25 protein-coding genes are annotated in these 25,050 nt (G+C 57.8%); 14 read left to right on the top strand and 11 right to left on the bottom strand.

Features of this window, described 5'->3' with window-relative positions:
- Positions 1-81 precede the first annotated feature (81 nt).
- From RHM56_RS08080 to RHM56_RS08070, 3 genes are all read left to right on the top strand, one after another.
- On the top strand, positions 82-1,536 hold the full coding sequence (locus tag RHM56_RS08080) for a TrkH family potassium uptake protein (protein ID WP_322240268.1): 1,455 nt from the start codon (positions 82-84) through the stop codon (positions 1,534-1,536).
- Between the two features lie 80 nt (positions 1,537-1,616).
- Positions 1,617-2,375, top strand: a complete 759-nt coding sequence (locus RHM56_RS08075; protein ID WP_322240266.1) for an AraC family transcriptional regulator — start codon at positions 1,617-1,619, stop codon at positions 2,373-2,375.
- A 77-nt stretch (positions 2,376-2,452) separates the two neighbouring features.
- Positions 2,453-3,346 carry a DMT family transporter gene (locus RHM56_RS08070; protein WP_322240264.1) on the top strand — a complete coding sequence of 298 codons (894 nt, stop codon included), beginning with the start codon at positions 2,453-2,455 and terminating at the stop codon, positions 3,344-3,346.
- On the opposite strand, the gene RHM56_RS08065 is transcribed toward RHM56_RS08070, so the two are convergent.
- The gene (locus RHM56_RS08065) at positions 3,340-3,627 is read right to left on the bottom strand and encodes a SelT/SelW/SelH family protein (protein ID WP_322240263.1); all 288 of its coding nucleotides are present in this window, start codon (positions 3,625-3,627) and stop codon (positions 3,340-3,342) included. The genes RHM56_RS08070 and RHM56_RS08065 overlap by 7 nt on opposite strands.
- 70 nt (positions 3,628-3,697) lie before the next feature.
- Here RHM56_RS08065 and RHM56_RS08060 point away from each other — a divergent pair, with 70 nt between their 5' ends.
- The gene (locus RHM56_RS08060) at positions 3,698-5,881 is read left to right on the top strand and encodes a patatin-like phospholipase family protein (protein WP_322241727.1); all 2,184 of its coding nucleotides are present in this window, start codon (positions 3,698-3,700) and stop codon (positions 5,879-5,881) included.
- 94 nt (positions 5,882-5,975) lie between these two features.
- On the opposite strand, the gene RHM56_RS08055 is transcribed toward RHM56_RS08060, so the two are convergent.
- Positions 5,976-6,410, bottom strand: a complete 435-nt coding sequence (locus tag RHM56_RS08055; RefSeq protein WP_322240261.1) for a MarR family transcriptional regulator — start codon at positions 6,408-6,410, stop codon at positions 5,976-5,978.
- Between the two features lie 116 nt (positions 6,411-6,526).
- Positions 6,527-8,656 (bottom strand): DNA helicase RecQ, encoded by a 2,130-nt coding sequence (recQ, locus tag RHM56_RS08050; protein WP_322240259.1) that lies wholly within the window; start codon positions 8,654-8,656, stop codon positions 6,527-6,529.
- 272 nt (positions 8,657-8,928) lie between these two features.
- Here recQ and RHM56_RS08045 point away from each other — a divergent pair, with 272 nt between their 5' ends.
- The gene (locus RHM56_RS08045) at positions 8,929-9,516 is read left to right on the top strand and encodes a YecA family protein (RefSeq protein ID WP_322240258.1); all 588 of its coding nucleotides are present in this window, start codon (positions 8,929-8,931) and stop codon (positions 9,514-9,516) included.
- A 4-nt stretch (positions 9,517-9,520) separates the two neighbouring features.
- Complete coding sequence (locus RHM56_RS08040) at positions 9,521-9,919, top strand: YbaN family protein (RefSeq protein ID WP_322240256.1); 399 nt, start codon at positions 9,521-9,523, stop codon at positions 9,917-9,919.
- Between the two features lie 86 nt (positions 9,920-10,005).
- On the opposite strand, the gene RHM56_RS08035 is transcribed toward RHM56_RS08040, so the two are convergent.
- Positions 10,006-10,614 carry a tRNA-uridine aminocarboxypropyltransferase gene (locus tag RHM56_RS08035; RefSeq protein ID WP_322240254.1) on the bottom strand — a complete coding sequence of 203 codons (609 nt, stop codon included), beginning with the start codon at positions 10,612-10,614 and terminating at the stop codon, positions 10,006-10,008.
- Between the two features lie 17 nt (positions 10,615-10,631).
- Positions 10,632-11,525 (bottom strand): LysR family transcriptional regulator, encoded by an 894-nt coding sequence (locus RHM56_RS08030; protein WP_322240252.1) that lies wholly within the window; start codon positions 11,523-11,525, stop codon positions 10,632-10,634.
- Positions 11,526-11,787: 262 nt separating this feature from the next.
- Between RHM56_RS08030 and speB the strand changes: the two genes are divergently transcribed.
- The 5 genes from speB (at position 11,788) to RHM56_RS08005 (ending at position 16,844) form a co-directional block, all read left to right on the top strand.
- The gene (speB, locus tag RHM56_RS08025) at positions 11,788-12,738 is read left to right on the top strand and encodes an agmatinase (protein ID WP_322240251.1); all 951 of its coding nucleotides are present in this window, start codon (positions 11,788-11,790) and stop codon (positions 12,736-12,738) included.
- Positions 12,739-12,747: 9 nt separating this feature from the next.
- Positions 12,748-13,173, top strand: coding sequence for a YybH family protein (locus RHM56_RS08020; protein WP_322240249.1), 426 nt, complete (start codon positions 12,748-12,750; stop codon positions 13,171-13,173).
- 21 nt (positions 13,174-13,194) lie between these two features.
- Positions 13,195-14,706: a purine-cytosine permease family protein gene (locus tag RHM56_RS08015; protein ID WP_322240247.1), complete on the top strand. Its 1,512-nt coding sequence runs from the start codon at positions 13,195-13,197 to the stop codon at positions 14,704-14,706.
- A gap of 36 nt (positions 14,707-14,742) precedes the next feature.
- Positions 14,743-16,122 carry a sodium:solute symporter gene (locus RHM56_RS08010; protein ID WP_322240245.1) on the top strand — a complete coding sequence of 460 codons (1,380 nt, stop codon included), beginning with the start codon at positions 14,743-14,745 and terminating at the stop codon, positions 16,120-16,122.
- A gap of 239 nt (positions 16,123-16,361) precedes the next feature.
- Entirely contained in the window at positions 16,362-16,844 is a 483-nt protein-coding gene (locus RHM56_RS08005; RefSeq protein WP_322240243.1) for a hypothetical protein, read from the top strand.
- A 277-nt stretch (positions 16,845-17,121) separates the two neighbouring features.
- Here RHM56_RS08005 and RHM56_RS08000 read toward each other — a convergent pair whose 3' ends face one another.
- The gene (locus RHM56_RS08000) at positions 17,122-17,247 is read right to left on the bottom strand and encodes a PA1414 family protein (RefSeq protein WP_322240241.1); all 126 of its coding nucleotides are present in this window, start codon (positions 17,245-17,247) and stop codon (positions 17,122-17,124) included.
- 127 nt (positions 17,248-17,374) lie between these two features.
- A complete protein-coding gene (gene ptrR / locus RHM56_RS07995) occupies positions 17,375-18,277 on the bottom strand; it encodes a putrescine utilization regulator PtrR (RefSeq protein WP_322240239.1) in 903 nt (300 codons plus the stop codon).
- 103 nt (positions 18,278-18,380) lie between these two features.
- Here ptrR and RHM56_RS07990 point away from each other — a divergent pair, with 103 nt between their 5' ends.
- Complete coding sequence (locus tag RHM56_RS07990; protein WP_322240237.1) at positions 18,381-19,562, top strand: MFS transporter; 1,182 nt, start codon at positions 18,381-18,383, stop codon at positions 19,560-19,562.
- On the opposite strand, the gene RHM56_RS07985 is transcribed toward RHM56_RS07990, so the two are convergent.
- From RHM56_RS07985 to RHM56_RS07975, 3 genes are all read right to left on the bottom strand, one after another.
- On the bottom strand, positions 19,510-20,439 hold the full coding sequence (locus tag RHM56_RS07985; protein WP_322240235.1) for a DMT family transporter: 930 nt from the start codon (positions 20,437-20,439) through the stop codon (positions 19,510-19,512). The genes RHM56_RS07990 and RHM56_RS07985 overlap by 53 nt on opposite strands.
- A gap of 57 nt (positions 20,440-20,496) precedes the next feature.
- On the bottom strand, positions 20,497-20,901 hold the full coding sequence (locus RHM56_RS07980; protein ID WP_322240234.1) for a DUF2177 family protein: 405 nt from the start codon (positions 20,899-20,901) through the stop codon (positions 20,497-20,499).
- A gap of 301 nt (positions 20,902-21,202) precedes the next feature.
- On the bottom strand, positions 21,203-22,039 hold the full coding sequence (locus RHM56_RS07975) for a S1 RNA-binding domain-containing protein (RefSeq protein WP_322240232.1): 837 nt from the start codon (positions 22,037-22,039) through the stop codon (positions 21,203-21,205).
- A 347-nt stretch (positions 22,040-22,386) separates the two neighbouring features.
- Between RHM56_RS07975 and RHM56_RS07970 the strand changes: the two genes are divergently transcribed.
- A complete protein-coding gene (locus tag RHM56_RS07970; protein WP_019410559.1) occupies positions 22,387-22,566 on the top strand; it encodes a hypothetical protein in 180 nt (59 codons plus the stop codon).
- A gap of 186 nt (positions 22,567-22,752) precedes the next feature.
- The gene (locus RHM56_RS07965) at positions 22,753-23,475 is read left to right on the top strand and encodes a TorF family putative porin (RefSeq protein ID WP_322240230.1); all 723 of its coding nucleotides are present in this window, start codon (positions 22,753-22,755) and stop codon (positions 23,473-23,475) included.
- Positions 23,476-23,591: 116 nt separating this feature from the next.
- Here RHM56_RS07965 and RHM56_RS07960 read toward each other — a convergent pair whose 3' ends face one another.
- A complete protein-coding gene (locus tag RHM56_RS07960; RefSeq protein WP_322240228.1) occupies positions 23,592-24,938 on the bottom strand; it encodes a DEAD/DEAH box helicase in 1,347 nt (448 codons plus the stop codon).
- Positions 24,939-25,050: the final 112 nt, after the last annotated feature.

The raw sequence follows: 25,050 nt of genomic DNA, 5'->3' as shown, positions 1-25,050 counted from the left end.
GGTATCCACCGAAGGTCTGGCGGTTTACATAACCCGGCCCACAGGTAGAATGGCGCCCCCCTTCACAGCCGAGCTGACTTCATGGCGTTGCCGACCTTACGGATCATCGGTTTTATTATCGGCATCTTTCTGATTACGCTCGCCGTCAGCATGGCCGTGCCGATGCTGACGCTGGTCATTTTTGAGCGCATGAGCGACTTGCCGTCCTTTCTCTGGGCCAGTCTGATCACCTTCGTCGCCGGTCTGGCGCTGGTGATTCCAGGACGCCCGGAGCAAGTGCACCTGCGCCCGCGCGATATGTACCTGCTGACGGTGTCCAGTTGGCTGGTGGTGTGTATTTTCGCCGCGCTGCCATTTTTGCTGACGCAGCACATCAGTTACACCGACTCGTTTTTCGAAAGCATGTCCGGCATCACTGCCACCGGCTCAACCGTGTTAAGTGGCCTGGACACCATGTCACCCGGCATTTTGATGTGGCGTTCGATGCTGCACTGGCTGGGCGGCATCGGCTTTATCGCCATGGCGGTTGCGATTCTGCCCTTGCTGCGAATCGGCGGCATGCGCCTGTTTCAGACCGAATCATCGGATCGTTCCGAAAAAGTCATGCCGCGCTCGCACATGGTGGCGCGCCTGATTGTGGCCACTTATGTCGGCATCACCATCGTCGGCAGTCTGGCGTTCTGGTGGGCAGGCATGAGCGTGTTCGATGCAATCAACCACGCGATGTCAGCGATTTCGACCGGCGGGTTTTCGACCTCCGATCAGTCGCTGGCCAAGTGGACGCAACCGGCGGTGCATTGGGTGGCAATTGCGGTGATGATTCTCGGCAGCTTGCCGTTTACCTTGTACGTCGCCACCTTGCGTGGACATCGCCGAGCGCTGATCAAGGATCAACAGGTGCAAGGCTTGCTCGGGCTGCTGGTAGTGACCTGGATCGTACTCGGCACCTGGTTGTGGTGGACCACAAACATGCCGTGGTGGGATGCTTTCCGCCACGTGGCACTCAACGTGACATCGGTGGTGACCACCACTGGTTTTGCCCTGGGCGACTACAGCCTGTGGGGCAATTTCTCATTGATGCTGTTTTTCTATCTGGGCTTTATCGGCGGCTGTTCGGGCTCGACAGCAGGCGGAATCAAGATTTTCCGCTTTCAAGTCGCCTATATCCTGCTCAAGGCCAACCTTAACCAATTGATTCACCCGCGGGCGGTGATCAAGCAGAAGTACAACGGGCACCGCCTGGACGAAGAAATCGTGCGTTCGATTCTGACGTTTTCGTTCTTCTTTGCTATCACCATCTGCGTGATTGCATTGGCGCTGTCGCTGCTCGGGCTGGACTGGATGACAGCGCTCACCGGCGCCGCCAGCACCGTGTCCGGCGTGGGGCCGGGGCTGGGTGAGATCATCGGGCCATCTGGCAACTTCGCCAGCCTGCCGGATGCCGCCAAGTGGATCCTGTCGGTTGGCATGTTGCTTGGCCGCCTGGAGATCATTACCGTGTTCGTATTGTGTATTCCGGCGTTTTGGCGGCACTGATTTAAATCGACACGCCCTGCTGACTGTGTGAGCGCTTGCTCGCTCACACAGCGATTGGTACAGACATTCAAGAGGTCACCATGGGCCAAATTCTGTCACTGCGTCATTACCGTCACGAGGTGATTGCGCACAGCCATGAGCACGCGCAAGTGGTGATCAGTTTGTCCGGCAAGCTCGACTTCGAGATCGATGGCCGTGCTCGCCAGTTGCGCCAACAACATCTGATCGTGGTGCCCGCAGGCGCGCATCACACCTGCGAGAGTGAGCAAGGCAGCCATTGCCTGGTGCTCGATGTACCAGGCCAGGATTGGCTAGGCGAATCGCTGGGCAGCCATGCCGACGCCAGCCGACGCCTGCTCGACAACACCGGGCATTTAAGCCTCGACACCAAACAGCATCAGTTGGTGAGCTGGCTGGCCAGTAGCCCGGTGAACGACCCCGTGATTGCACGCCAGGGCGCCATTTTGTTGTTGGCCAGCCTGAATAACAGCGCCGCCGAGTCAGTTGCGGCAAAACGCCTGCCGTTTGCCGCGCTAGATGCCTACATCGATCAACATGCTGCCTACCCGCTTCAAGTCGCGGATCTGGCACGTATCGCCGGTTTATCCTGCGCCCGCCTGCACAGTCGCTTTCTCAGTGAATGTGGGTTCACCCCCATGGATTACATCCGCCAGCGCCGCCTGAACAGCGCATTGCAGCTGTTGCGTCACAGCACTCTGGCGGTAGGTGAAGTCGCCAGCCGGGTTGGCTACGCGTCGCAAAGCGCCTTTAGTGCGGCGATGCTCCGCGAATTTGGCGCCTCACCCTCGGCATTGCGCCGCGAGTCTGGCGACAACTGAGACCAGTCTGGCGACAGACAGCTCAGCCGCCCGCACCTTAAACTGAACGCCTTGCCTGTTTCGACTTAAGGATTGCAATGACTCCGCGTACCGCCTTGGGCGCCCTGCATATTGGCGCGTTGATGTTCGGCCTGACCGGCGTGTTCGGCAAACTCGCCGCCGCGTCGGCTTCCATTATTGTGTTTGGCCGCGCCGGGTTCGCGGTGCTGGCCCTCGCCTGCTTTGCTGCACTGGCCAAAGGCACGAGCTGGAAAAAACTGGCGCTGCGCGACGCCCGCAATTTGCTGATCAGCGGTTTGTTGCTGGCTGGGCATTGGGTCAGCTTTTTCGTGGCGGTGAAGATTGCCGGGGTGGCGATTGCGACCCTGGGCTTTGCCAGCTTTCCGGCGTTTACAGTGATTCTGGAAGGGCTGATTTTCCGCGAACGTATCCGTCTTAATGAAGTTGTGCTGGTGGTGCTGGTCAGCGTGGGCCTGATGCTGGTGACCCCAAGCTTTGATCTGGCCAGTCAGGCCACTGAAGGGCTGCTCTGGGCGATTGCCTCCGGCTTGCTGTTCTCACTGTTGTCGCTTAATAACCGGGCCAATGGAGGACGGGTTCCGGCCGTTCAGGCGGCCATGTGGCAAAACGCGGTGGTCGCCTTGTGCCTGCTGCCGTTCGCCGCGCCGGGCCTGAGCGAGGTGCGCCCGCTAGACTGGCTGTGGATCGGCCTGCTGGGTGTGTTCTGCACCGGCGTTGCGCACAGCCTGTTTGTCGCCAGTCTGGCGGTGATCAAGGCCCGCACCGCCGCCGTGGTCTTCGCTCTGGAACCGGTGTATGGCATCACCTTGGCGTGGTTGCTGTTCCACGAAACCCCGACCATGCGCATGCTGCTCGGCGGCGTGCTGATCATCGTCGCGATTGTCGTGTCGAGTCGCATGGCCAGCGGCCCGACGCCTGCTAAAGGGACACTTGATTCAGCGGCTCATTGAGCCCGGTCGTTATGACCAAGGTCGCGCTGCGGGTCAATCTGGTCTCGCACCCGCTGCTTGAGCACCTTGGCCTCCGGAAAGCCGCCATCGGCCTTGCGCTCCCAGATTTGCACTCCGTTGCAGGTAATTCGGAACACCCCGCCAGTCCCCGGCTCTAGCGCAACCTGGCCCAGATCGTCAGCGAAGGTGCTGAGCAGCTCTTGCGCCAGCCACGCAGCGCGGAGCAGCCACTGGCATTGTGTGCAATACGTTATGACAATTTGTGGCTTACTGGCAGACATGTTTCTCAAACTCCTGGAGTGAAAGGCGCCGCTATAATAGCCGCCTTTGTCGCTTGCCCAGAGACTCATGATGCGCCGCCTGCTGATCTGCCTGCTCCTGTGTTTATGCCCATTGGCGCTGTTTGCCGCCGAAAAACCACAGCCGAAAATCGGCCTGGTGTTATCTGGCGGCGCAGCCCGTGGCCTGGCCCACGTCGGCGTGCTCAAAGCGCTGGAAGAACAAGGCATTCACATTGATGCCATCGCGGGCACCAGCATGGGCGCGGTCATCGGGGGTTTGTATGCCTCGGGTTACAAGATCGACGAGCTGGAAAAACTCGCGCTGAGCATCGACTGGCAAGAGGCCTTGTCTGACAGCCCTGCCCGTGAAGACGTACCGTTTCGGCGCAAACAGGATGACCGCGATTTTCTGGTCAGACAAAAGCTCAGTTTTCGCGACGATGGCAGCCTCGGCCTGCCATTGGGGGTGATTCAGGGGCAAAACCTCGCGCTATTGCTCGAAAGCCTGTTGGCCCATAGCAGCGACATTCGCGACTTCGACAAGCTGCCCATCCCGTTCCGCGCGGTGGCGACCGACATTGTCAGTGGCGAGAAAGTTGTGTTTCGCAAAGGTCACTTACCACAGGTCATCCGCGCCAGCATGTCGATCCCGGCGGTGTTTGCGCCGGTCGAAATCAACGGCCAGTTGCTGGTCGATGGCGGCATGGTCGACAACATCCCGGTGGACGTGGCCCGCGAGATGGGCGTCGACCTGGTGATTGTGGTCGACATCGGAACCCCGCTACGCGGGCGCAAGCAACTGAACACCGTATTCGACATTCTTAACCAGTCCATCACCCTGATGACCCGAAGCAACGCCGAGGTACAGCTGGCGTCATTGAAGCCCAACGACATATTGATTCAACCTTCGCTTGCCAGCATTGGCGCGACTGATTTTGGCCGCTCAGAAGAGATCATCAATGCAGGGTATCGCGCCACGCAGATCCTCGAAAAACGGTTGGCAAGCCTGCGCCAGCCCGCCGATGCACAACTGACCAACGCCCGCTCCGCCGAAGAACGGACCCCGGTCATTACGGCGATCAAGATCGAAAATGACTCGAAAATCGATGACTCGGTCATCCGCTATTACATTCGCCAGCCCGTCGGTGAGCCGCTGGACCTGGCCCGCCTGCAACGGGATATGGGCACGCTGTACGGCCTGGATTATTTCGACCAGGTGCAATACCGCGTGGTGCACAAGGGGCCGGATCGAACGCTGGTGATCACCGCCCGAGCCAAGCGCAGCGGCACTGATTACCTGCGGCTGGGGATCAATCTGTCAGACGACATGCGCGGAGACAGTGCGTTTAATCTGGGCGCCAGTTACCGGGTCAACGGCATCAACCGGCTGGGCGCCGAGTGGCTGACGCGGGTGCAGATTGGCGATCAGCAAGAGTTGTACAGCGAGTTCTACCAGCCGCTGGATGCCGGTTCGCGCTACTTTGTCGCGCCGTATATCAACGCCCAGTCACAGAACATCGAAGCCATTCTCGATAACGACCCCATTGCCGAATACCGCTTGGAGCGTTACGGATTTGGCCTGAACCTGGGTCGTCAAATCGGCAACAGCGGTGAGATCCGTGTCGGCGTCGGTGAAGCCTGGGGCGAAGCCAATGTACGAATTGGCGAACGTGATTTGCCGAGCGCCAGCTTCAATGAAGGCTTCTACGACGTGAAATATTCATTCGACTCATTGGATAACGTCTACTTCCCGCACTCCGGTGAAGACATCAGCCTGAGCATGCGCCAATTTGAACCTGGGCTTGGCTCGGATGAGCGTTATCGCCAATGGGAGTTCAATCTGGACAAGGCCTTGAGCTCAGGTCCGAACACTTGGATTTTGGGCGGGCGTTATGGGCGAACGCTGGATCAGGCCAACATCGTCACGTCGAGTTTCTTGCTCGGCGGTGCGCGGCAGTTGTCGGGGTTCAGGCAGGACTCGATTTCGGGGCAGAACATCAGCCTGATGCGTGCCGTGTACTACCGCCGCCTGACGCCGCGCTCGTACTTGCCGTTTGATTTCCCGCTGTATGCCGGTGCGTCACTGGAACGTGGCCGCGCCTGGAACAACGACAACGAATTCGACAGCGGCTATATCAATGCAGCGAGCCTGTTTATCGGCTTTGACACACCGCTGGGCCCGCTGAATTTCAGCTATGGCGTTAACACGGACAATCAGAAGGCGTTGTATTTGAACCTGGGGCAGACGTTTTAAGCTCTGTAGGAGCGAACTTGCCTCGTGATCTTTTGCTTTTAAAGATCAAAAGATCGCGAGGCAAGCTCGCTCCTACAGATACAGGCAAGGCGGGTTAATTCTTTTCGAGGTTTTCCAGGATTTGCTTGTGCACGCGCATGCAGATGCGCTGCTCTTCTTCATCAACACCGACAAACAGCTCTTGGCGCAGCGCGGTGGCAATGGCCTCGATCTGTTCGATCAAAGGCCGTGCAGAATCACTTAATACGATTTTCTTGGCCCGGCGATCTTCAGCCACCGCATGCCGTTTTACCAGGCCTTGCGCTTCAAGGCTGTCGAGCAAGCGAGCCAGGGTCGGCCCTTCTACACCCACGCTTTGTGCCAGCTCGCGTTGAGTCGGCACAGTGTCAAATCGTGCCAAATGCAGCAGCACCAGCCAGCGCGCTTGTGACAAGCCGAGGCCGGCCAGGCGTCGATCCAGTTCAGCACGCCAGCCACGGGACATATGGGCCAGTTGCATACCAAAACGGTGTTGATCGGTTAACGGCATAAAAAACTCAACGGTTAGACTGAAATAGAGTGAAACTAATTGTTAGTCAGCTAAGCATGGAGCTTGCTCATAGGCAAGGCCTGTAAGTCAATCAAATCGTTACATATCGATAACCGTTACATCTCAAACTCAGATTGTAGAGCCGCACGCACGCAGTACAACACGCCTTCGGGCACCCGCCCCTTGAACTGTTCGGCAATGCTGGCAACGCTTGGTAACTCGCCTTCGCCATCCAGGAACGCGTCCTGCACTTCTTCCATCAGTTCTTCGGGCAAGTCCAGGGCCTGCTCCAGCGACAACTCCTGACGGCCAATGGCTTCTGCGAGCATCGTGTAGACGTTCTTTTCAGAGCATTGCAACTGCCCGGAAATTTGCAGCGGGGTCATCCCGGCGCGCGCCAGGCTGATCAGTTCGTGACGAATGTCCGCAACCACTTTCGGGGTATCGGCCTGCCCGCCCAACACATCGAGGAACGCCTCGCCGTAGCGCTCCAGCTTGCGCGCACCAATACCGCTGACCTTGGCCATATCGGACAACGACGTTGGCTGACTGCGCAGCATTTCGAGCAAGGTCGAGTCGGGGAAGATGACGTAAGGCGGCACGCCGTGCTCTTCGGCCAGCTTGCGCCGCAACGCACGCAAGGCCTCCCACTGTTCGCGCTCGTCGCCGCGAACCAATTGGCTCGCAGGGCTGGCAGAGCTGCTTTTGACCGAGGTTTGCGGCTTGAGCTCGCGACGCAGTTCCAGTGTCACTTCACCGCGCAGCAAGGGCCTGCAGGTGTCGCTCAAACGCAACCCGCCATAGCCTTCGATATCAATATCAGCCAGGCCACGGGCCACCAATTGACGGAACAACGTGCGCCATTCACCTTCGGCACGGGCTTTGCCAACACCGAACACCGCCAAATGCTGATGCCCCATGCTGCGGATTTTTTCGTTCTCGCGGCCCAGCAACACGTCGATCAAGTGCCCGGTACCATATCGCTGGCCCGTTCGGTAGATGGCTGACAACGCCTGACGCGCAGGCTCGGTGGCGTCCCAGGTTTGCACGCCGTCGACGCAGTTGTCGCAATGCCCGCAAGGCTGGGGCATGTCTTCATCAAAATAGGCGAGCAAAGTCTGACGACGGCAGCGGGTCTCTTCGCACAGAGCCAACATCGCGTCGAGCTTATGGTGCTCCAGACGCTTATGGCGCTCATCGCCTTCAGAGTTTTGCAGCATTTGCTTGAGCATCACCACGTCTTGCAGGCCGTAAGCCATCCACGCATCGGCCGGCAAACCATCACGGCCTGCACGGCCGGTTTCCTGGTAATAGGCCTCAAGGGATTTGGGCAGGTCCAGGTGGGCCACGAAGCGCACGTTGGATTTGTCGATGCCCATGCCGAACGCGATGGTTGCGACCATGATCAGCCCTTCCTCGTTGAGGAAGCGCTTTTGGTTGGCGGCGCGCGTCTCGCTGGGTAAGCCCGCGTGATACGGCAGGGCAGGAAAACCTTGATCGCAGAGGAACTGCGCCACTTCGTCGACTTTTTTACGCGACAGGCAATAGACGATGCCCGCATCGCTGCGCCGCTCAGAGAGAAACGCCAGCAACTGCTTGCGCGGCTGCTCTTTGGGCACAATGCGGTAAAAAATATTCGGCCGGTCAAAGCTCGATAAAAAACGCTCCGCATCCTGCAGATGCAGGCGGGTAACGATTTCTTCGCGGGTCCGCTTGTCGGCCGTGGCGGTCAGGGCAATACGCGGCACATGCGGAAACATTTCGGCCAGTTGGCCCAATTGCAGGTATTCCGGACGGAAGTCGTGCCCCCACTGCGACACGCAATGCGCTTCATCAATGGCAAACAGGGCGATGTCCAGGCCCTGCAGAAACGCCATCATGCGCGGCTGCACCAAGCGCTCAGGCGCCAGGTAGAGCATTTTGACTTCGCCACGCTTGATCCGGCTGGCCAGGTCACGTTGTTGTTCCGCGCTCAGCGTCGAGTTCAGGGCGGCAGCAGCCACCCCCAGCTCTTCGAGCGTGGCAACCTGATCATCCATCAGGGCGATCAGCGGCGAGACCACCACCGCCAGGCCATCCCGCAGCAAGGCAGGCACCTGAAAGCACAAGGACTTGCCGCCGCCGGTGGGCATCAGCACCAAAGCGTCGCCACCACTGGCCACGCGCTCAATAATGTCACCTTGTCGACCACGGAAACTGTCGTAGCCGAAGATGTCTTTGAGTACGCGTTGAGCCTGTTCGAGCATAGAAACTCCAGAAATCGCCGAAACACCCCTGCGCCAGCGGGATCAGGCGCGGCCTCAAGCGTCTGAAAAAGCTCGGGCGCAGGGCGCTGGATCCGCTGCATGAACCGCAGGGCATCACAAAACGCGGCAGTATACCCGAGCACTCCCTCGCGCAGGGCGCTGTGATTGCAGTGCCGATCGCCGGGAAGTGATGGCAAATGTGCCCTGCGACTGGCTTGGAGGCTCAAGAAAGCCTAGAATTCGGTATTGTTTATTTTCTAGGTAGTCCTTTAATGTCCTTCGCTGAGCAACTAACCCGCCTGCAAGTCTTCCTCGACGCTGACGAGCTGCATGACGAGGCGCTGGACTACGTAGCCACTCACGGCTTCCTGACAGCCCTTTCCATCTGCTCCGAAGCAGTCCCTGATCGCGAATGGATTGATGCGATCTTCTCCGAAGCCCCGAATTACAAGGACGACGCCCAGCGCGCCGAGATCGAAGGCACCCTGATTCAACTCAAGGCGCATATCGCTCGCCAACTGGCTTCGGACGAAGAATTCGAACTGCCTTGTGATCTGGATCTGGGCGAAGAGCCAGACGATTCTGATTTGCGCGGCTGGTGCATCGGTTTCATGGAAGGCGTATTCCTGCGCGAAGCCGCCTGGTTCGAAACTGCCGAAGAAGAAGTCAGCGAAATGCTGCTGCCGATCATGGTGGGTTCGGGTCTGTTCGACGACCAGCCTGAATTCGCCGACATCGCTACAGACGCCAACCTGATGGACGACATGATCGTGCAGATCCCGGAAGCCCTGACTGCTTTGTACCTGCTGTGCAACGCACCTGACGAAAAACCGGCCATCCTCAAGCCGCGTCATCACTGATTCAGTGACTCAACCCCCTTTCAACAGCCGTTCGCGGCTGTTGCGCTATGTGCTGTTTGCCATTGGCTGGCTAAGCGTGGCGCTGGGGGTTATCGGCATCTTCCTGCCGGTTTTACCGACTACTCCCTTTCTGTTATTGGCTGCCGCCTGCTTTGCGCGCAGTTCCCCGCGCTTTTACCAATGGCTGGTCGAGCACCCTCGGCTGGGGCCATGGATTCGAGACTATCTGGACGGCAACGGCATTCCGCTCAAGGGCAAAGTCTATGCCATTGGGTTGATGTGGTTGAGCATTGGCGTGTCTTGCTACCTGGTGCCGCTGCCCTGGGCACGCGGCTTTATGCTGACCAGCGCAGTGCTGGTCAGCATTTACATCCTGCGGCAGAAAACCCTGGAAAAACGTTGAGCCGAACAGAGGACCTGTAGGAGCGAGCTTGCTCGCGATCTTTTGATCTTTAAAAGCTCGCGAGCAAGCTCGCTCCTACAGAGATTTCATGTTTTCTTAAGGTTATCGCCATGATTGCGCTGATAAGTCTCAGCGCCCATGGCTTGTATTTGCCCTTCGATCAGCGCTTCAAACGGGCGCAGTAAAGGCGCGAATGAAGCGGGCGTTTCGAGAATTTCCAGCGCCTGCACGATGGCTTCCAGCGTCGACAAGGCACCCGGCCCAGGGGCTTTGCGCAGCCGATAACGCGACTGTGCACCTTCGGGCAAGCTCACGCGGGGCAATTGCGCCAGCAATGGATTGAGGTGCTGCAGCTTGCGCGCTTTGCGCCATGTGCCGTCCGGCACCACCAGCAACACTGCTTGATCCGCCGCGATGCCCGGCTGGAGCAATTGCGCGCCCTCCCCCGGAAACAACAAGCACGCCTGATACCCCGGAGGGCTGAGTAAAGTTGGCAGATCCTCAAACACTTCGCCTACCCGCAACTCAGCATTGGTTAGCCCCAAAGCCGCCAGGCGCGCGGTGTTCAGCGCATGGTTGACCTCACTCGGATGCTGTAACAGCAAGACACGGGTGCGGCTGTCCAGTTGCGGGATCAAATGGCACAGGCAGTGCGTTTGCGGGCGCAAGCAGCGAGGGCATTGGGCTCGGGACATAGAGATAAAGCTCTCGTTCAGGGTTGATTGAGCTGCGCTTTGAGCAGGTCACGGAAGGTTTGGATCAGCGGTTCTCGACTACGGCCACGGCGCACGATCAGTGAAAACGGTGCCTGATAACCAAAGGTCGCAGGCAACAGCACGCGCAAGTCACCCTTTTCGACCCACGGCTCGGCGTAATGCTCGGGCAAGTAGCCAATATAAGCACCCGACAGCACCAGAATCAGTTGCGCCTCCATGCTGTCGACGGTCGCCGCACTGTGTTTGAAGCCGTGCCGCGCCAGTTCGGCCTGGCTCCAATAACCACGTCCGACCATGCGCTGCTGAGTGATCACCGGCTCGGGAATCCGCCGCTCGCTGAACAAAGGGTGCCGCGTACTGCAATACAACCAGTGCTGTTCGCGATACAGCGGCTGATAGACCAGACCGCTCATGCGCGTAGAACACGAGCCGATGGCCAGGTCCAAGCGATTGTCTTGCACTCCCAGCTGCAATTCGTAGGGACTCATGACTGACAAATGCAGGTGCACGGCCGGGTGTTGCTGGCTGTAAGCGCCGATGGCCTCGGCCAAGGGCAAGGCCTTATCGCTGACGGTGGAGTCGATGACCCCCAGATTGAGAGTGCCGCGCAATTCGCCCTTGAGCGCTGCGGCGTATTGCTCAAAACCTTCCAGTTCGCCTAACAGGCGCAAGGTTTCCTGATGAAACAGCTCACCTTTGCTGGTCAGGGTGAACCCGCCTCGGCCGCGGTGGCACAGCACCAGCCCCAGATTGGACTCAAGCTGGCTCATGTAGGTGCTGATGGCTGACGTCGACAGGTTGAGCGCCTGCTGCGCATTGGCGAAACCCTGATGCCTGACCACGCTGGCAAAGATTCGTAATAGTTTTAGATCGGGTAAAGCGTTGGCCATTGATAACTCACTTACCACCGTGGGAGCGGGCTTGCTCGCGATGCAGGCGACTCGGTTTAAACCTATTACGTGGTGATGCTATCGCGAGCAAGCCCGCTCCCACAGGAGATCTCTATTATTTTTAATAACCGGAGTCTAACCTCTCACACCCTCGTTAGTTTAGAAAAACCTGAACTAAGTATTTGCCCATAGGGATTCTTCCCGTCGCGCACCTTTCGCAGAATCGGCCGCAATAACCACAACAAACGACGAGGCCTATCCCGTGGATAAAATTCTTCATCAACCACTGGGCGGTAATGAAATGCCGCGCTTCGCCGGCATCGCCACCATGATGCGCCTGCCGCACCTGCAATCGGCTGCTGGCCTGGACGCCGCCTTTATTGGCGTGCCTCTGGACATCGGCACGTCATTGCGCGCCGGCACCCGTTTCGGTCCCCGCGAGATCCGCGCCGAGTCGGTGATGATCCGCCCTTACAACATGGCCACAGGCGCTGCGCCTTTTGACTCGCTGTCGGTTGCCGACATCGGCGATGTGGCAATCAATACCTTCAACCTGCTGGACGCCGTGCGCATCATCGAAGAGGCCTACGACGAAATCCTTGAGCACAACGTGATCCCGTTAACCTTGGGCGGAGATCACACCATCACCCTGCCGATCTTGCGGGCGATTCATAAAAAGCACGGCAAAGTCGGCCTGGTGCATATCGATGCGCACGCTGATGTGAACGATCACATGTTTGGCGAAAAAATCGCCCACGGCACCACGTTCCGCCGCGCCGTAGAAGAAGGCCTGCTCGACTGTGACCGGGTCGTGCAAATCGGCCTGCGTGCCCAAGGCTATACCGCTGAAGACTTCAACTGGAGCCGCAAACAAGGTTTCCGCGTGGTTCAGGCCGAAGAGTGCTGGCACAAATCCCTGGCCCCGCTAATGGCCGAAGTGCGTGAGAAAGTCGGTGATGGCCCGGTCTACCTGAGCTTTGACATCGACGGCATCGACCCTGCATGGGCCCCCGGCACCGGCACTCCGGAAATCGGCGGACTGACCACCATTCAAGCCATTGAGGTAATTCGCGGCTGCCAGGGCCTCGACCTGATCGGTTGCGATCTGGTAGAAGTCTCGCCGCCGTACGACACCACCGGCAACACCTCGTTGCTGGGCGCAAACCTGCTCTACGAAATGCTCTGTGTGTTGCCTGGCGTAGCCCATCGCTGAGGCCCGATCATGAGCGCACACGATGAGGTTTCAAGCGCTGCCGCCGATCTGGTGTCAGCCTTCGCCCGTAATGACCGCGAGGCTTATTTCGGCGCCTTCAGCGCAGATGCCAGCTTTGTGTTTTACACCTTGCCCCAACCGCTGCTGAGTCGCGATGCCTACCAGGCGCTGTGGGACAGCTGGCGGCAGGAGGAAGGGTTCGAGGTGCTCTCGTGCACCTCGAGCAACGCCTTTGTCAGCCTGCAAGGTGACGTGGCGATTTTTGTGCATGACGTGGCCACCGAGCTGCGCATGCAAGGGGAGCAATTCTTTAGCCAGGAGCGCGAGACCATTGTCTTCAAGAGACAACAGTCTGGCACACAAGAACAAAAAGGCCTGTGGCTGGCCTGTCACGAACATTTATCCGCTATGCCGGAAGGGCTGCCGCCCCCTTAGCCAATGTGATCGGAGATGATCATGAATAATAAAAATAACCCAAATAATGTGCGTCAAATTGAAACCCACGGCGTCGAACAGATTCCGGATAACGAGCGCAGTGCCAGACCCAGCGATTTGTTTCGACTGATTTTCGGCGGCGCCAATACCTTTGCCACTGCAGTGCTGGGCAGTTTTCCGGTGCTGTTTGGCTTGTCGTTCCAGGCCGGCGCCTGGGCCATTGTGCTCGGCGTGCTGCTGGGCTCCGTGATCCTGGCACCGATGGGCCTGTTCGGCCCCATCAATGGCACCAGTAACGCGGTGTCTTCGGGGGCGCACTTTGGTGTGCACGGACGCATTGTCGGTTCGTTTCTTTCGCTGCTCACTGCAATCGCCTTCTTCTCACTGTCGGTGTGGAGTTCGGGTGATGCGTTGATCGGCGGCGCCAAACGGATGGTAGGCCTTCCAGAAACCGACCTGAGCCTGGGCCTGGCCTACGGCGTGTTCGCGATTCTGGTCCTGACGGTGTGCATCTACGGCTTCCGCTTCATGCTGTGGGTCAACCGGATTGCCGTATGGGCCGCCAGCGGGCTGTTTCTGCTGGGCATTTTCGCCTTTGCACCAACGTTCGACAGCCATTTCGCGGGCACTGTGGCGATGGGCCAAACCGGTTTCTGGGCCGCCTTTATCGGTGCCGCGCTGGTGGCGATGAGCAACCCGATCTCCTTCGGCGCGTTCCTCGGTGACTGGTCACGCTACATCCCGCGCAACACCTCGAAACGTAGAATCATGCTGGCGGTGATTGCGGCTCAAATCGCGACCTTGATCCCGTTCCTGTTTGGCCTCGCCACCGCGACCATCGTCGCCAGCAAGGCGCCGGACTATATCGCGGCCAATAACTACGTGGGCGGCCTGCTGGCCGTCGCCCCGAGCTGGTTCTTCCTGCCGGTGTGCCTGATCGCGCTGATCGGCGGCATGTCCACCGGGACCACGTCGCTGTATGGCACCGGCCTGGACTTGTCCAGCGTGTTTCCACGGGTGCTGTCGCGGGTAAAAGCGACATTGCTGATCGGCGTGCTGTCGATTGCCTTCATCTTTATCGGACGCTTCGCGGCGAATCTGGTGCAAAGCGTGTCGACCTTCGCCGTGCTGATCATCACCTGCACCACGCCATGGATGGTGATCATGATCATCGGCCTGATCGTGCGCCGCGGCTTCTATTGCCCGGATGACTTGCAAGTCTTCACCCGTGGCGAAAGTGGCGGCCGTTACTGGTTCAAGCACGGCTGGAACTGGCGCGGTTTGGGCGCCTGGATCCCCAGCGCGCTGGTGGGCCTGTGCTTCGTCAACTTGCCGGGACAGTTCGTCGGGCCGCTGGGTAATCTGGCCGAAGGCATTGATATCAGCTTGCCGGTCACCCTCGGGTTGGCGTCGCTGATGTACCTGGCCCTGCTCAGCCTGTTCCCGGAACCCGCGGCGGTGTTCGCACCCGGCGATCCACGGAGCACGCCCACGACCACAGCCAAAAAACCGGTGATGCCACACATCGCCTGACCGCCTCATAAAAAAAATAATCGGAGACTCGCCATCATGGCTTTAGATCTATTAGTCGTCCTTATCTACGCTGCGGCCATGCTGGTGCTGGGTTACTACGGCATGCGCAAGGCAAAAACCCACGAAGACTATTTGGTTGCCGGACGCAATCTGGGCCCGACGCTGTACATGGGCACCATGGCCGCCACCGTACTCGGCGGCGCGTCGACCGTCGGCACCGTGCGCTTGGGTTATGTGCACGGGATTTCGGGTTTCTGGCTGTGTGCAGCGCTGGGGTGCGGGATCATCGCGCTCAACCTGTTTCTGGCCAAGCCGCTGCTCAAGCTGAAAATCTTCACCGTGACGCAAGTGCTGGAGAAGCGTTACAACCCGATGGCCCGCCAGGCCAGCGCCGTGATCATGCTGGCTTATGCCCTGATGATCGGCGTGACCTCGATTCTGGCCATCGGCACGGTGCTTGAAGTGCTGTTCGGGCTGCCGTTCTGGGTGTCGGTGCTGCTGGGCGGCGGCGTGGTCGTGGTGTATTCGACCATTGGCGGTATGTGGTCGCTGACCCTGACCGACATCGTGCAGTTTGTAATCAAGACCGTAGGCCTGATGTTCGTCCTGCTGCCAATTTGCCTGTACCGCGTCGGCGGCTGGTATGAATTGGTGAGCAAGCTGCCAGCGTCGGACTTCAGCTTCACCAGCATCGGCTGGGACACGATCACCACCTACTTCATGATTTACTTTTTCGGAATTCTGATCGGCCAGGACATTTGGCAACGGGTATTTACCGCCAAAACAGCCAAGGTGGCCAAGTACGCCGGTACGTTCGCGGGCTTCTACTGCATTTTGTACGGCCTGACCTGCGCCCTGATCGGCATGGCTGCCCATGTGCTGATCCCGGACCTGGACAACGTCAACAACGCGTTTGCAGCCATCGTTAAAGTGTCGCTGCCAGACGGTATTCGCGGGCTGGTGATTGCAGCGGCCCTGGCGGCCATGATGTCGACCGCCAGTGCAGGTTTGCTCGCAGCCTCCACCGTATTGACCGAAGACCTGCTGCCCAAGCTGCGCGGCGGCAAACAATCGAGCCTGAAGATCAACCGCATCTTCACCCTGTTCACTGGCTTTGCCGTGCTGGCCATCGCACTGGTGGTCAACGATGTGATCAGCGCCCTCACCCTCGCCTACAACCTGTTGGTTGGCGGCATGCTGGTGCCATTGATCGGGGCGATTTACTGGAAGCGCGCCACAACCGCAGGCGCCATTAGCAGCATGAGCCTGGGCTTTATCACTGCATTGGTCTTTATGATCAAGGACGGTCTGGACGCCAACACACCCATCTACTACAGCTTGGGCATAGCGCTTGTGAGCTTTATCGTGGTCAGCCTGCTGGATCGGCGCCCCGCCACATTGGCCAGCGTCGCCTGATACACGCTTTCTTCAGGGGCACGACGTCGGAGGTCGTGCCCCTTTTTTCAGAACGTCAACGCTGTACCGGCCACACCCTCGGGGCAAAACTTTCGTACAAGCCCCACTGCAAGTTCCCGCCTTTCATAGCGCTTCATTCACAGCGTCCATTTCATTGAGCACAACTACGCTTGAAACAGTGGCAACAAGGGATGTTGCTGCACACCTTAAGAACTTCTTAATTAAATGGACTTAGCCCTATGACTATTTTTGGAAAAAAATTGAGCGCTGCTGTGATCGCGAGCGCGCTGGCATGCAGTGCCACCCAAGCTCAAGCCGATGTCACCACGTTGACATTCGAGATCATCAATAAAACCTCAGGACCGATCATCCTCAACAGTTCCCGCTGGGACAAGGCGCTGGCTGAACCTGGCTTTTTTGATGTAGACCCGCTCAGCGAACATTCTTTCGAGGCGAACTATAGAACCAACTTCGGCTACCCAAGAAAAACCCCCGCAACGTTGCGTGAGGTTATTTCTTACGCCTGGGGAAATCGCGAATGTACGTTCACTACCGAGCTGAGAGTTACCCAATCATTCGGCCTGCTGCGCCCGACAGTCACAGCTGTACGATCAGCCAGCGCAACGTCGACGGGAGTTGAGGATGTCATGTGCCATGCCCGGGTCACCGAAAAAACAGACGATGTTCCGCTGAACTACAGCGTACAGTTTTCAATGGGCTGATCGGACTGAGTGCTAGGGTCTGTACGAAATGTTTTCGAGCGAAGGTCAGGCAAGGCGAAAACAGGCGAGGAAGCGGAGTTTACGGGTTGTAAATGAGCATTCCGAGCCTGTTTTCAATGCTGCATAACCGAGCGTAGATACATTTCGTACAGACCTAGTGGCACACCTTCAGGCTGCTCTTATCAGTCAGGTGCACAACCATGGACCTGACCTCCTCTCGGCAAGTCAAGTACCAGACACAAAGAGCAGCCAGTCGGCGTACGGGGCAATCGCGGCCTCAGCGGCGGCGTTGCGGGCGGCGACGTGGATCTTCGACCGGAATCGGTACCGGTTGCAGAGGCGGTTCGATCAGGCCCAATGCAACGCCAACGTCATGTAGCCAAGTTTTCAGTTTGTCTTTCATATTTCCCCCTTGGGGCCACTCTGGCGACAGGATTCTGTGGTCGCTTCGTACAGATAATAGTCCTAAGTCCTACAAGATGCTTGCTTAAGGTCAATGAACTTTAGGCTAATTCCACCCCCTTGTTGACTCACGCCAATGCCAATCGTTGCGCTGCATTAGCCGTGTTTTTAAGCGACGACGTCTGCTGCAGCTCTATCCACGCATTCAAGTTGGCGCCCAGCATGCCTTTTCGCCACATCAACCACGTAGTGGCAGTGGCAAAAGGTTGTTTCAAAGGATGTACACCGACACTTTCACGCCCCGGCAAACTGGCCAGCATCGAGGCGGGCATCAACGCCACACCCGACCCGGCGACCACACAGGCCAGCATGCCCTGATAGGACTCGATCTCCATGACTCGGCCCATGCTCGCCCGATCACTGGCGTACCAGGCTTCAAGCCGCGCCCGGTAGGAGCAGCCTTGGCGGAAAGCAAACACTTCGCGCCCTTGCACGTCCTGAGCCCGGGTAATCGGCGGGTGATCCAGATCGCTGATCAGCACCAGTTGCTCTTCACAAAACTCGACGCCATCCAGACCGGCCAACTCCAGCGGGCCGTCCACCAGCGCGGCGTCCAGATGCCCGGTCAATAAGCCTTCGAGCAATTCACCGCTCGGTGCCGATTGCACGTGCAGGTTCACCGCCGGGTAGGTGCGGTGGTAATTCGCCAACAAACTGGGCAAATGGATCGCGGCGGTGCTGTACATGGTGCCGAGGGTGAATTTGCCGGACGGCACTCCGCCCTGCACCGCGCTCAAGGCTTCATCGCGCAAAGCAAACAAACGAGCGGTGTAATCGAGCAACACTTTGCCCGCAGGTGACAATTGCAGACGTTGGCGCTCACGCATGAACAGCTCGACACCCATTTGTTCTTCCAACTGCTTGAGCCGGGTCGACAGGTTGGATGGCACTCGATGCAGACGTTCAGCCGCACGGGTGATTGAACCTTCTTCGGCCACAGCCTGAAAAATCCGTAATTGGCTGAACTCCACACTATTCTCCAAAACTGAACAAGTTACTCACTATTATTTAATTTTAGAGAAAGTCAATTGCCACTAGCCTGACGGTCATTGTCCCACCGCAGGAATCAGCACCATGTCACCCCTGACCCGCTTACTCGCCAGCTTTATCGCACTCATGATGGCCATGGGTATTGGCCGTTTCTCACTGACCCCGCAACTGCCGCACTTGATCAGCGAGGGCCAGATCGACCTGACCGGCGCCGGTTTGATTGCGGCAGCCAACTACCTGGGGTATTTAATCGGCGCACTGGACGCCATTCGCGCCAAACGCCCGGAGCAAGTGCGTGGCCGCCTGCATGTCGGGTTGTGGCTTTGTGTGCTGCTGACGCTGGTTTCGTACTGGGCCCAAGGTTTTTGGCCGCACTTGCTCCTGCGTTTTGGCGCCGGGGTAGCCAGTGCTTGGGTGATGGTGATGATCACCTCGTTGAGCCAGCAAATCGCCGTTAGCGCCAATCGTCCCCGTCTGGGGGCTCTGGTGTTCGCCGGGCCTGGCGCTGGGGTGGTGTTCACCGGCTTGCTGGCGCTGCTTGCCAATGTATGGGGGCAAAACTCGTCCATGCTATGGCTGATCTACGCCGTCGCAGCCCTACTCATGATGCTGGTGATCATGCCGATCCTGCCGCAATCAAGCGCCCTTGCTCCCCAAGTGCAGGCCGCATCCTCGGGTACTCGCCATCCCGGCATCAGCCGTCTGGGTGCGATTTATGGCTTGTATGGCTTGGGCTACATCATTCCGGCAACGTTTTTGTCGCAAATAGCCAGCGCCCAATTTCACGGCCAATGGCAAGCCGATTTGTTTTGGCCAGCCTTTGGACTGTGCGCGGCGATAGGTGTGGTGCTGATCAGCTTTCATCGCCCCTCGCCCCGGACAACCCGCCTGTGGTTGATGGCGGCGCTATGGGTTCAGGCAGTTGGCGTTCTGGCTTGCTTGCTACCCAGCAGTGCAGGTCTGGCGCTGGGTGTGATCCTGTGCGGCACGCCCTTCCTGGCCTGCATGCCGCTGGTGATGCAAAGCTCAAGAGATATTGCGCCCCATGCCACCCAGCGCAACGCCGCCTTACTGACTGCCTGTTTTGCCGTAGGTCAGCTGTGCGGCCCGTTGCTGGCGGCCCTCAGCAGTCACTTCAGCGGTAGCCTGCACCCGGCGCTGATCATCGCCGCCAGCGGGTTGCTGCTGGCCGGGGTGCTGGCCTTGCAGTTGATTAATTTTGCAGCAGTGCACGCACCTTGCGACGTACCCACTGCTCCGCGCTGACAAACGTGATGCCGAGCAACACCAGCACCGAGCCCACGGCGAAGTTGAAACTCAAGGGCTCGTCCAGCAACAAGACGCCGAAAGTCACCCCAAACAGGGGTGTCATAAACGAAAACACCGCCAGATTGGAGGCCAGATAACGCTTGAGCAGCCAGAACCACACCAGGTAACTGAAGAACGACACCACCAGCCCTTGAAACAACACGCTGCCCACGGCTACTGGCGTCAGGTTGAAATGAGTGATTTGCCCGCTGAAAAGAGCAATCACCAGCAGCCCGACGAAACCAACGATCAATTGGTAAAACAGGGTCAGCGTGACGGGGGCTTCAGACAGTCTGGACCCGCGTATCACCACAGTCGTGACGCCCCAGGCCATGCCCGCAAGGATTCCGTAGATATCACCCAGCAACATGTCGCGGTCCATGTCGGCAAACGAAATGCCGCCAGCAAAGGAGAAGGCAATCCCCAGAAACGCGAGGAAGATCCCTAGCCATTGCAACGGCCGCAGGCGTTCACTGGGCAACAGCCAGTTCACCCCAAGCGCGGTAAAAATAGGCGCGGTGTAAAGGAACACCGACATATGCGCCGCGGTGGTCAGTTGCAGGCCCTCGGCGATAAAGAAGAACTCCAGACCGAACAGAGCGCCTGCCAGCAAGCCGCCGCGCCAGGTATTCGGCACCTGGCTCCAGCCGCCCTTCCAGCAGATCAGCAGGCCCACCAGCAACGCCGAAATACCGGAGCGGGCGGCGGCCTGCAGGACCGGCGACATGTCGGGTGCTGCGACTTTGATCATCACCTGTTGCACGCCCCAGATCAGGCACAGACCCAACATGACTTGCAGTGCGAAAGCATCCGTTGCTCGCCGCGAAACACTCATAGCTACACCTAAAAGATCAAAGACAGCGCAGAAAAGGACGTGTCATAAAGGAATGAATCAGGCCGCCAGCTTGCGTGACGCCCAATAGCCCGACAACGATGCCAGACACGTCAACAGCGCGCCCCAGGCCATGTCCATCAAGGCCAACTGGGCAGACCAGCCTTGCAGGGTCGCCCAGTTGCTCAAGTCGTATGTGCCATAAGCAACCAGCCCAAAGAAGGCGCCCATCAGCGCGGCTCTGCGGGCACTGCCGCGAGCCAGGGCGGGTAATACAACGAAGCACACCACGCCCAGCACATACAGCAGGTAGAACGCCGTCGCGGGGCCCCACTCGGGTTGAGCCAGCATCAACGTACCCAACAGTTCTTTATAGGTAGAACTCATGAGCACGCCCAGCCAAAGGCCGTCGAGTACCAGAAAAGCCAGCAACGCACCGACATACGCCCACACTACTTTCCTCATGCCACACACCCTTTTGGCCGTTGTTATTATTTGAAATTGCTCTGACGCCTAAGGTTACACGAGCACTCCACCCCTTGTGGGAGCCGGGCAAGCCCTGATTCCAATCAATTAAGCGAACACTGTTTCAAATATAACGAAAAACCTGTGGAGGCGTGGCTTGCCAGCGGTGCAGGCGCTGCGGTTTTTCTGTTAAACCGCACGCGATTTCATCGCGGGCAAGCCCACTCCCACAGGGGATATGTCGAGCCTGCCAGAGTCACGCAGGCCGCAATCACTCATGTATTTTTCGATTACCGTTGGCTCAGACCAGTTCGATGCGGTCCGGGTGGATCGCAATCTTGCCTTCTTTATACAGCGCGCCAATGGCTTTTTTAAAGTTGCCCTTACTGACACCAAACAGGCTGCTGATCAGCTCCGGAGCACTTTTATCACTGACCGGCAGCACGCCATTGTTTTCACGCAACTTGCTGAGGATCTTCGAGTTTAGGCTGCTGGCAGCTTCCTGACCCACCGGTTGCAGGCTCAGGCTGATCTTGCCGTCAGCGCGAACTTCCTTGATGAAGCCTTTTTCTTGCTTGCCCGCACGCAGAAACTTGAACACTTCGTTTTTGTGAATCAAACCCCAGTGCTTGTTGTTGATCACGGCTTTAAAGCCCATGTCTGTGGCTTCAGCCACCAACAGATCAACTTCCTGACCGACCTGATAATTGGCCGGGGTTTTGTCCAGGTAACGGTCCAGGCGGGCCGTGGCGGTGATGCGACGCGTGTGCTTGTCGAGGTAGACGTGCACCACTGCATATTCGCCGGCGGTCATCTGGCGTTTTTCTTCGGAGTACGGCAATAGCAAATCTTTCGGCAGGCCCCAATCAAGGAATACACCGATGCTATTAACTTCGACGACTTTAAGACTGGCAAACTCACCGACCTGAACTTTGGGTTTTTCAGTGGTGGCAATTAACTTGTCAGCGCTGTCCAAATAAACAAATACATTGAGCCAGTCTTCATCTTCACTGGGAATATCTTTGGGTATATAACGATTGGGCAACAGAATTTCGCCGTCAGCCCCGCCATCTAAATACAAACCGAAGTTTGTATGTTTCACCACTTGCAAACTGTTGTAGCGACCGATTAAAGCCATGTCCAATACCCTCATTACGTGGGCAGCATTCTACCCGAGTTTAGAAGACTGAATTGGAGCGCCGCAGCCCGACGTCCACATTTTTTGCAAAAGGCCTGATTTATCAGGATTTTTTGCAGCGCCCCAAACACCATTCGTCAGCCGGAGGTATGCCTCAGACCGCGCAAAGGACCTCAAATCACCCACAGGGTTGTGAATTAAAACAGCGAGTTAGCGGGTTATTGCGCTGTTGTTTATGTTCATGAATATGCCTCCCTGTTTATTTTAGGAAGATATTTAACAAGCAATTGTCAAGTATTTCAGGTACTATCGCTGGCCAAGTTATTTTCTACAGGTCAATAGCCGCCATGCGTGTAAAAGCATCCGCCAGCAAAGCAAAGCCAGCTCCCGCTGTTGAAACCAGTGATTCAATCAATGCGCAAATTGCCGCATTCTTGAAGTCCGGTGGCGAGATCCAGCAAATTGATAAAGGCGTCAGCGGCCAAACTTTCGGCCCGTCCAAGCAAATCACGCTGGGCAAAAAGTAATACCCCCTCCGCATTATCTGGTCCTAGTGCGCTTTGCCTTCCCAAAGCGCCAGGCCCCTCGCTTTACCCTTCAAATCGATAAATCGACGAACGGTACTCACCTACCGGCATTCATCCGTATTCTTAAACCCCTCTAGATCAAGCCTTCGAGCCAATCACTGCATCCAGCTGTCAAGGGAGTGAACCATGCTCACACGGGCTTTACTGCTCACCGGGACATTGCTGTCCAGCGCAGTTGCGAATGCGCAGGTGTTCTCGCGTGAGCTAGGCGATTTCGACCTCAAGCTGGGCACCCAGCCGAGCCGCAGCATGGCGCAGGGCCTGGTCAAGCCCACCAGCCCCGGTTCGACCTTTCATGGAGGTCTGGACCTGACGCATGACAGCGGCTGGTACATCGGCCAATGGGCACCCACCATGGGGATCAAGCCTGGCAGCAACCTCGAAGTCGACTCCTACCTGGGGTACAAACACCCTTTCGACAAGACCCTGAGCTACGAATTGGGGATGATTCATTACAGCTACCCCAAGGTCAGGCCTATGGACAGCCAGCAGTTTTATGCCGGCCTCACCCTGCTAGGCACTCGTTTGGGTGCAGCCTTCAGTAATGATCCCGACCGGCGCGACAGCACTGTATTTGCAGACCTTGGCGTCAATCGGCCCTTCGGCATCGGCGTCAGCATGAAATACACCAGCCACCAATTGGGCACACCCGTGTCCATTGCCGAGGGCGGCAGCGTACGCGCTTTCAATGATTGGTCGATCACCTTCTCGCGGCCCTGGATGGGCATAGACCTGAACGTGATCTACAGCGACTCCAGCCTCGACGGGGGTGAATGTTCTGCCTATTCAGGGCAAAACGCACAGTGCGATGGCTTGTTGACGTTCAAGGCTGAACGCACGTTTTATTGAGGGGAAACGCAAAGCAGGCCTTGCAGGAGCGAGCTTGCCTCGCGATCTTTTGATCTGTTAAAAGATCACGAGGCAATCGAACGGCGACCGGCTGCTCCTACAATGAAAAGCGGGCTTTACTCAGCCGCTGGTGCTTCTGGCTTGCGGCGCTTGAGCGGCGCCATGCCATCTTTGCTGACCAGCGACAGGGCGTCGGTCTTAGGACGGTTAGCGATCTTGCGCTTGGTCGGAGCCTTGGCGCCTGACTTCTTCTTGACGCCCTTGGCGTCGGTCTTTTTCTTCTTCACACCAACCGCTTTGCCGGAGGCCTTGACGTTTTTCGGTCCGCCGTAGGTGCCTTTGACTTCCTTGATGGTGCGGCGCTCGAAGCTTTGCTTCAGGTAGCGCTCAATGCTGGACATCAGGTTCCAGTCACCGTGGCAGATCAGCGAGATCGCCAGACCTTCGTTGCCGGCACGGCCGGTACGGCCAATGCGGTGCACGTATTCGTCGCCGCTGCGCGGCATGTCGAAGTTGATCACCAGGTCCAGGCCTTCAACGTCCAGGCCGCGCGCCGCCACGTCTGTGGCAACCAGGATCTTGACGCCGCCCTGCTTCAGACGATCGATAGCCAGCTTGCGGTCTTTTTGATCCTTCTCACCGTGCAAGACAAACGCCTTGTACTCCTGAGCCACCAGACGACCGTAGATACGGTCCGCCATGGCGCGGGTGTTGGTGAAAACGATGGCTTTCTGGTAGGTCTCGTTGGCCAGCAGCCAGTTAAGAATCTGCTCTTTGTGCTGATTATGGTCAGCGGTGATGATCTGCTGACGCGTGGTCGCGTTCAGTTGGCTGACCTGGTTGAGCTGCAAGTGCTCAGGGTTGTTCAGCACCTTGCCGATCATGTCGCGCAGGCCCGAACCGCCGGTGGTGGCCGAGAACAGCATGGTTTGCTGACGATTCGGGCACTCATCGACCAGACGCTGAACGTCTTCGGAGAAGCCCATGTCGAGCATACGGTCAGCTTCGTCGAGCACCAGCACTTCGACTTCCTTCAAGTCCAGGTTGCCAGCGTTCAGTTGCTCCAGCAGACGGCCGGGCGTGCCGATCAGAATATCCGGCACCTTACGCAGCATCGCGGCCTGAACCTTGAAGTCTTCGCCACCGGTGATCAAACCGGACTTGATGAACGTGAACTGTGAAAAACGCTCAACTTCTTTCAGTGTTTGCTGAGCCAGCTCGCGGGTTGGCAGCAAAATCAACGCTTTGATGCTGACACGGATTTTGGCTGGACCAATCAGGCGATTGAGAATCGGCAGGACGAAAGCGGCGGTTTTGCCACTTCCGGTTTGAGCTGTAACCCGCAGGTCACGCCCTTCGAGCGCGAGCGGAATGGCCGCTGCCTGCACAGGTGTAGGCTCGACAAATTTAAGCTCGGCCACAGCTTTAAGCAGGCGTTCGTGCAGGGCGAAATCGGAAAACACGGGTGCTACCTCGAAGAAATACAAAAAATCAGCGGCATAGAGTAACGGTTTCGAGCGCTCAGGCCGAGTCTCTTTGCACGAACGGCGCGAAACAAATGATTTTTTAGGGTCT

It is taken from the genome of Pseudomonas sp. CCC3.1 (assembly GCF_034347405.1).
Classification (GTDB): domain Bacteria; phylum Pseudomonadota; class Gammaproteobacteria; order Pseudomonadales; family Pseudomonadaceae; genus Aquipseudomonas.
Note: the sequence above shows the minus strand (reverse complement) of the source record. Positions and strands in the feature narration are given on the sequence as shown.

Bases quoted from the DNA above. Each gene is read 5' to 3' on its own strand.
- RHM56_RS07970 (WP_019410559.1), top strand. From the start codon at position 22,387: ATGCGTGTAAAAGCATCCGCCAGCAAAGCAAAGCCAGCTCCCGCTGTT.
- RHM56_RS08065 (WP_322240263.1), bottom strand. From the start codon at position 3,627: ATGTCTGCCAGTAAGCCACAAATTGTCATAACGTATTGCACACAATGC.
- RHM56_RS08035 (WP_322240254.1), bottom strand. From the start codon at position 10,614: ATGTCCCGAGCCCAATGCCCTCGCTGCTTGCGCCCGCAAACGCACTGC.
- RHM56_RS07985 (WP_322240235.1), bottom strand. From the start codon at position 20,439: ATGAGTGTTTCGCGGCGAGCAACGGATGCTTTCGCACTGCAAGTCATG.
- RHM56_RS08005 (WP_322240243.1), top strand. From the start codon at position 16,362: ATGACTATTTTTGGAAAAAAATTGAGCGCTGCTGTGATCGCGAGCGCG.
- RHM56_RS08010 (WP_322240245.1), top strand. From the start codon at position 14,743: ATGGCTTTAGATCTATTAGTCGTCCTTATCTACGCTGCGGCCATGCTG.
- RHM56_RS07980 (WP_322240234.1), bottom strand. From the start codon at position 20,901: ATGAGGAAAGTAGTGTGGGCGTATGTCGGTGCGTTGCTGGCTTTTCTG.
- RHM56_RS08000 (WP_322240241.1), bottom strand. From the start codon at position 17,247: ATGAAAGACAAACTGAAAACTTGGCTACATGACGTTGGCGTTGCATTG.
- RHM56_RS08045 (WP_322240258.1), top strand. From the start codon at position 8,929: ATGTCCTTCGCTGAGCAACTAACCCGCCTGCAAGTCTTCCTCGACGCT.
- RHM56_RS08055 (WP_322240261.1), bottom strand. From the start codon at position 6,410: ATGCCGTTAACCGATCAACACCGTTTTGGTATGCAACTGGCCCATATG.
- RHM56_RS08060 (WP_322241727.1), top strand. From the start codon at position 3,698: ATGCGCCGCCTGCTGATCTGCCTGCTCCTGTGTTTATGCCCATTGGCG.
- recQ (WP_322240259.1), bottom strand. From the start codon at position 8,656: ATGCTCGAACAGGCTCAACGCGTACTCAAAGACATCTTCGGCTACGAC.
- RHM56_RS07965 (WP_322240230.1), top strand. From the start codon at position 22,753: ATGCTCACACGGGCTTTACTGCTCACCGGGACATTGCTGTCCAGCGCA.
- RHM56_RS08080 (WP_322240268.1), top strand. From the start codon at position 82: ATGGCGTTGCCGACCTTACGGATCATCGGTTTTATTATCGGCATCTTT.
- RHM56_RS08075 (WP_322240266.1), top strand. From the start codon at position 1,617: ATGGGCCAAATTCTGTCACTGCGTCATTACCGTCACGAGGTGATTGCG.
- RHM56_RS07975 (WP_322240232.1), bottom strand. From the start codon at position 22,039: ATGGCTTTAATCGGTCGCTACAACAGTTTGCAAGTGGTGAAACATACA.
- RHM56_RS08070 (WP_322240264.1), top strand. From the start codon at position 2,453: ATGACTCCGCGTACCGCCTTGGGCGCCCTGCATATTGGCGCGTTGATG.
- RHM56_RS08020 (WP_322240249.1), top strand. From the start codon at position 12,748: ATGAGCGCACACGATGAGGTTTCAAGCGCTGCCGCCGATCTGGTGTCA.
- RHM56_RS07990 (WP_322240237.1), top strand. From the start codon at position 18,381: ATGTCACCCCTGACCCGCTTACTCGCCAGCTTTATCGCACTCATGATG.
- RHM56_RS08030 (WP_322240252.1), bottom strand. From the start codon at position 11,525: ATGGCCAACGCTTTACCCGATCTAAAACTATTACGAATCTTTGCCAGC.
- RHM56_RS08015 (WP_322240247.1), top strand. From the start codon at position 13,195: ATGAATAATAAAAATAACCCAAATAATGTGCGTCAAATTGAAACCCAC.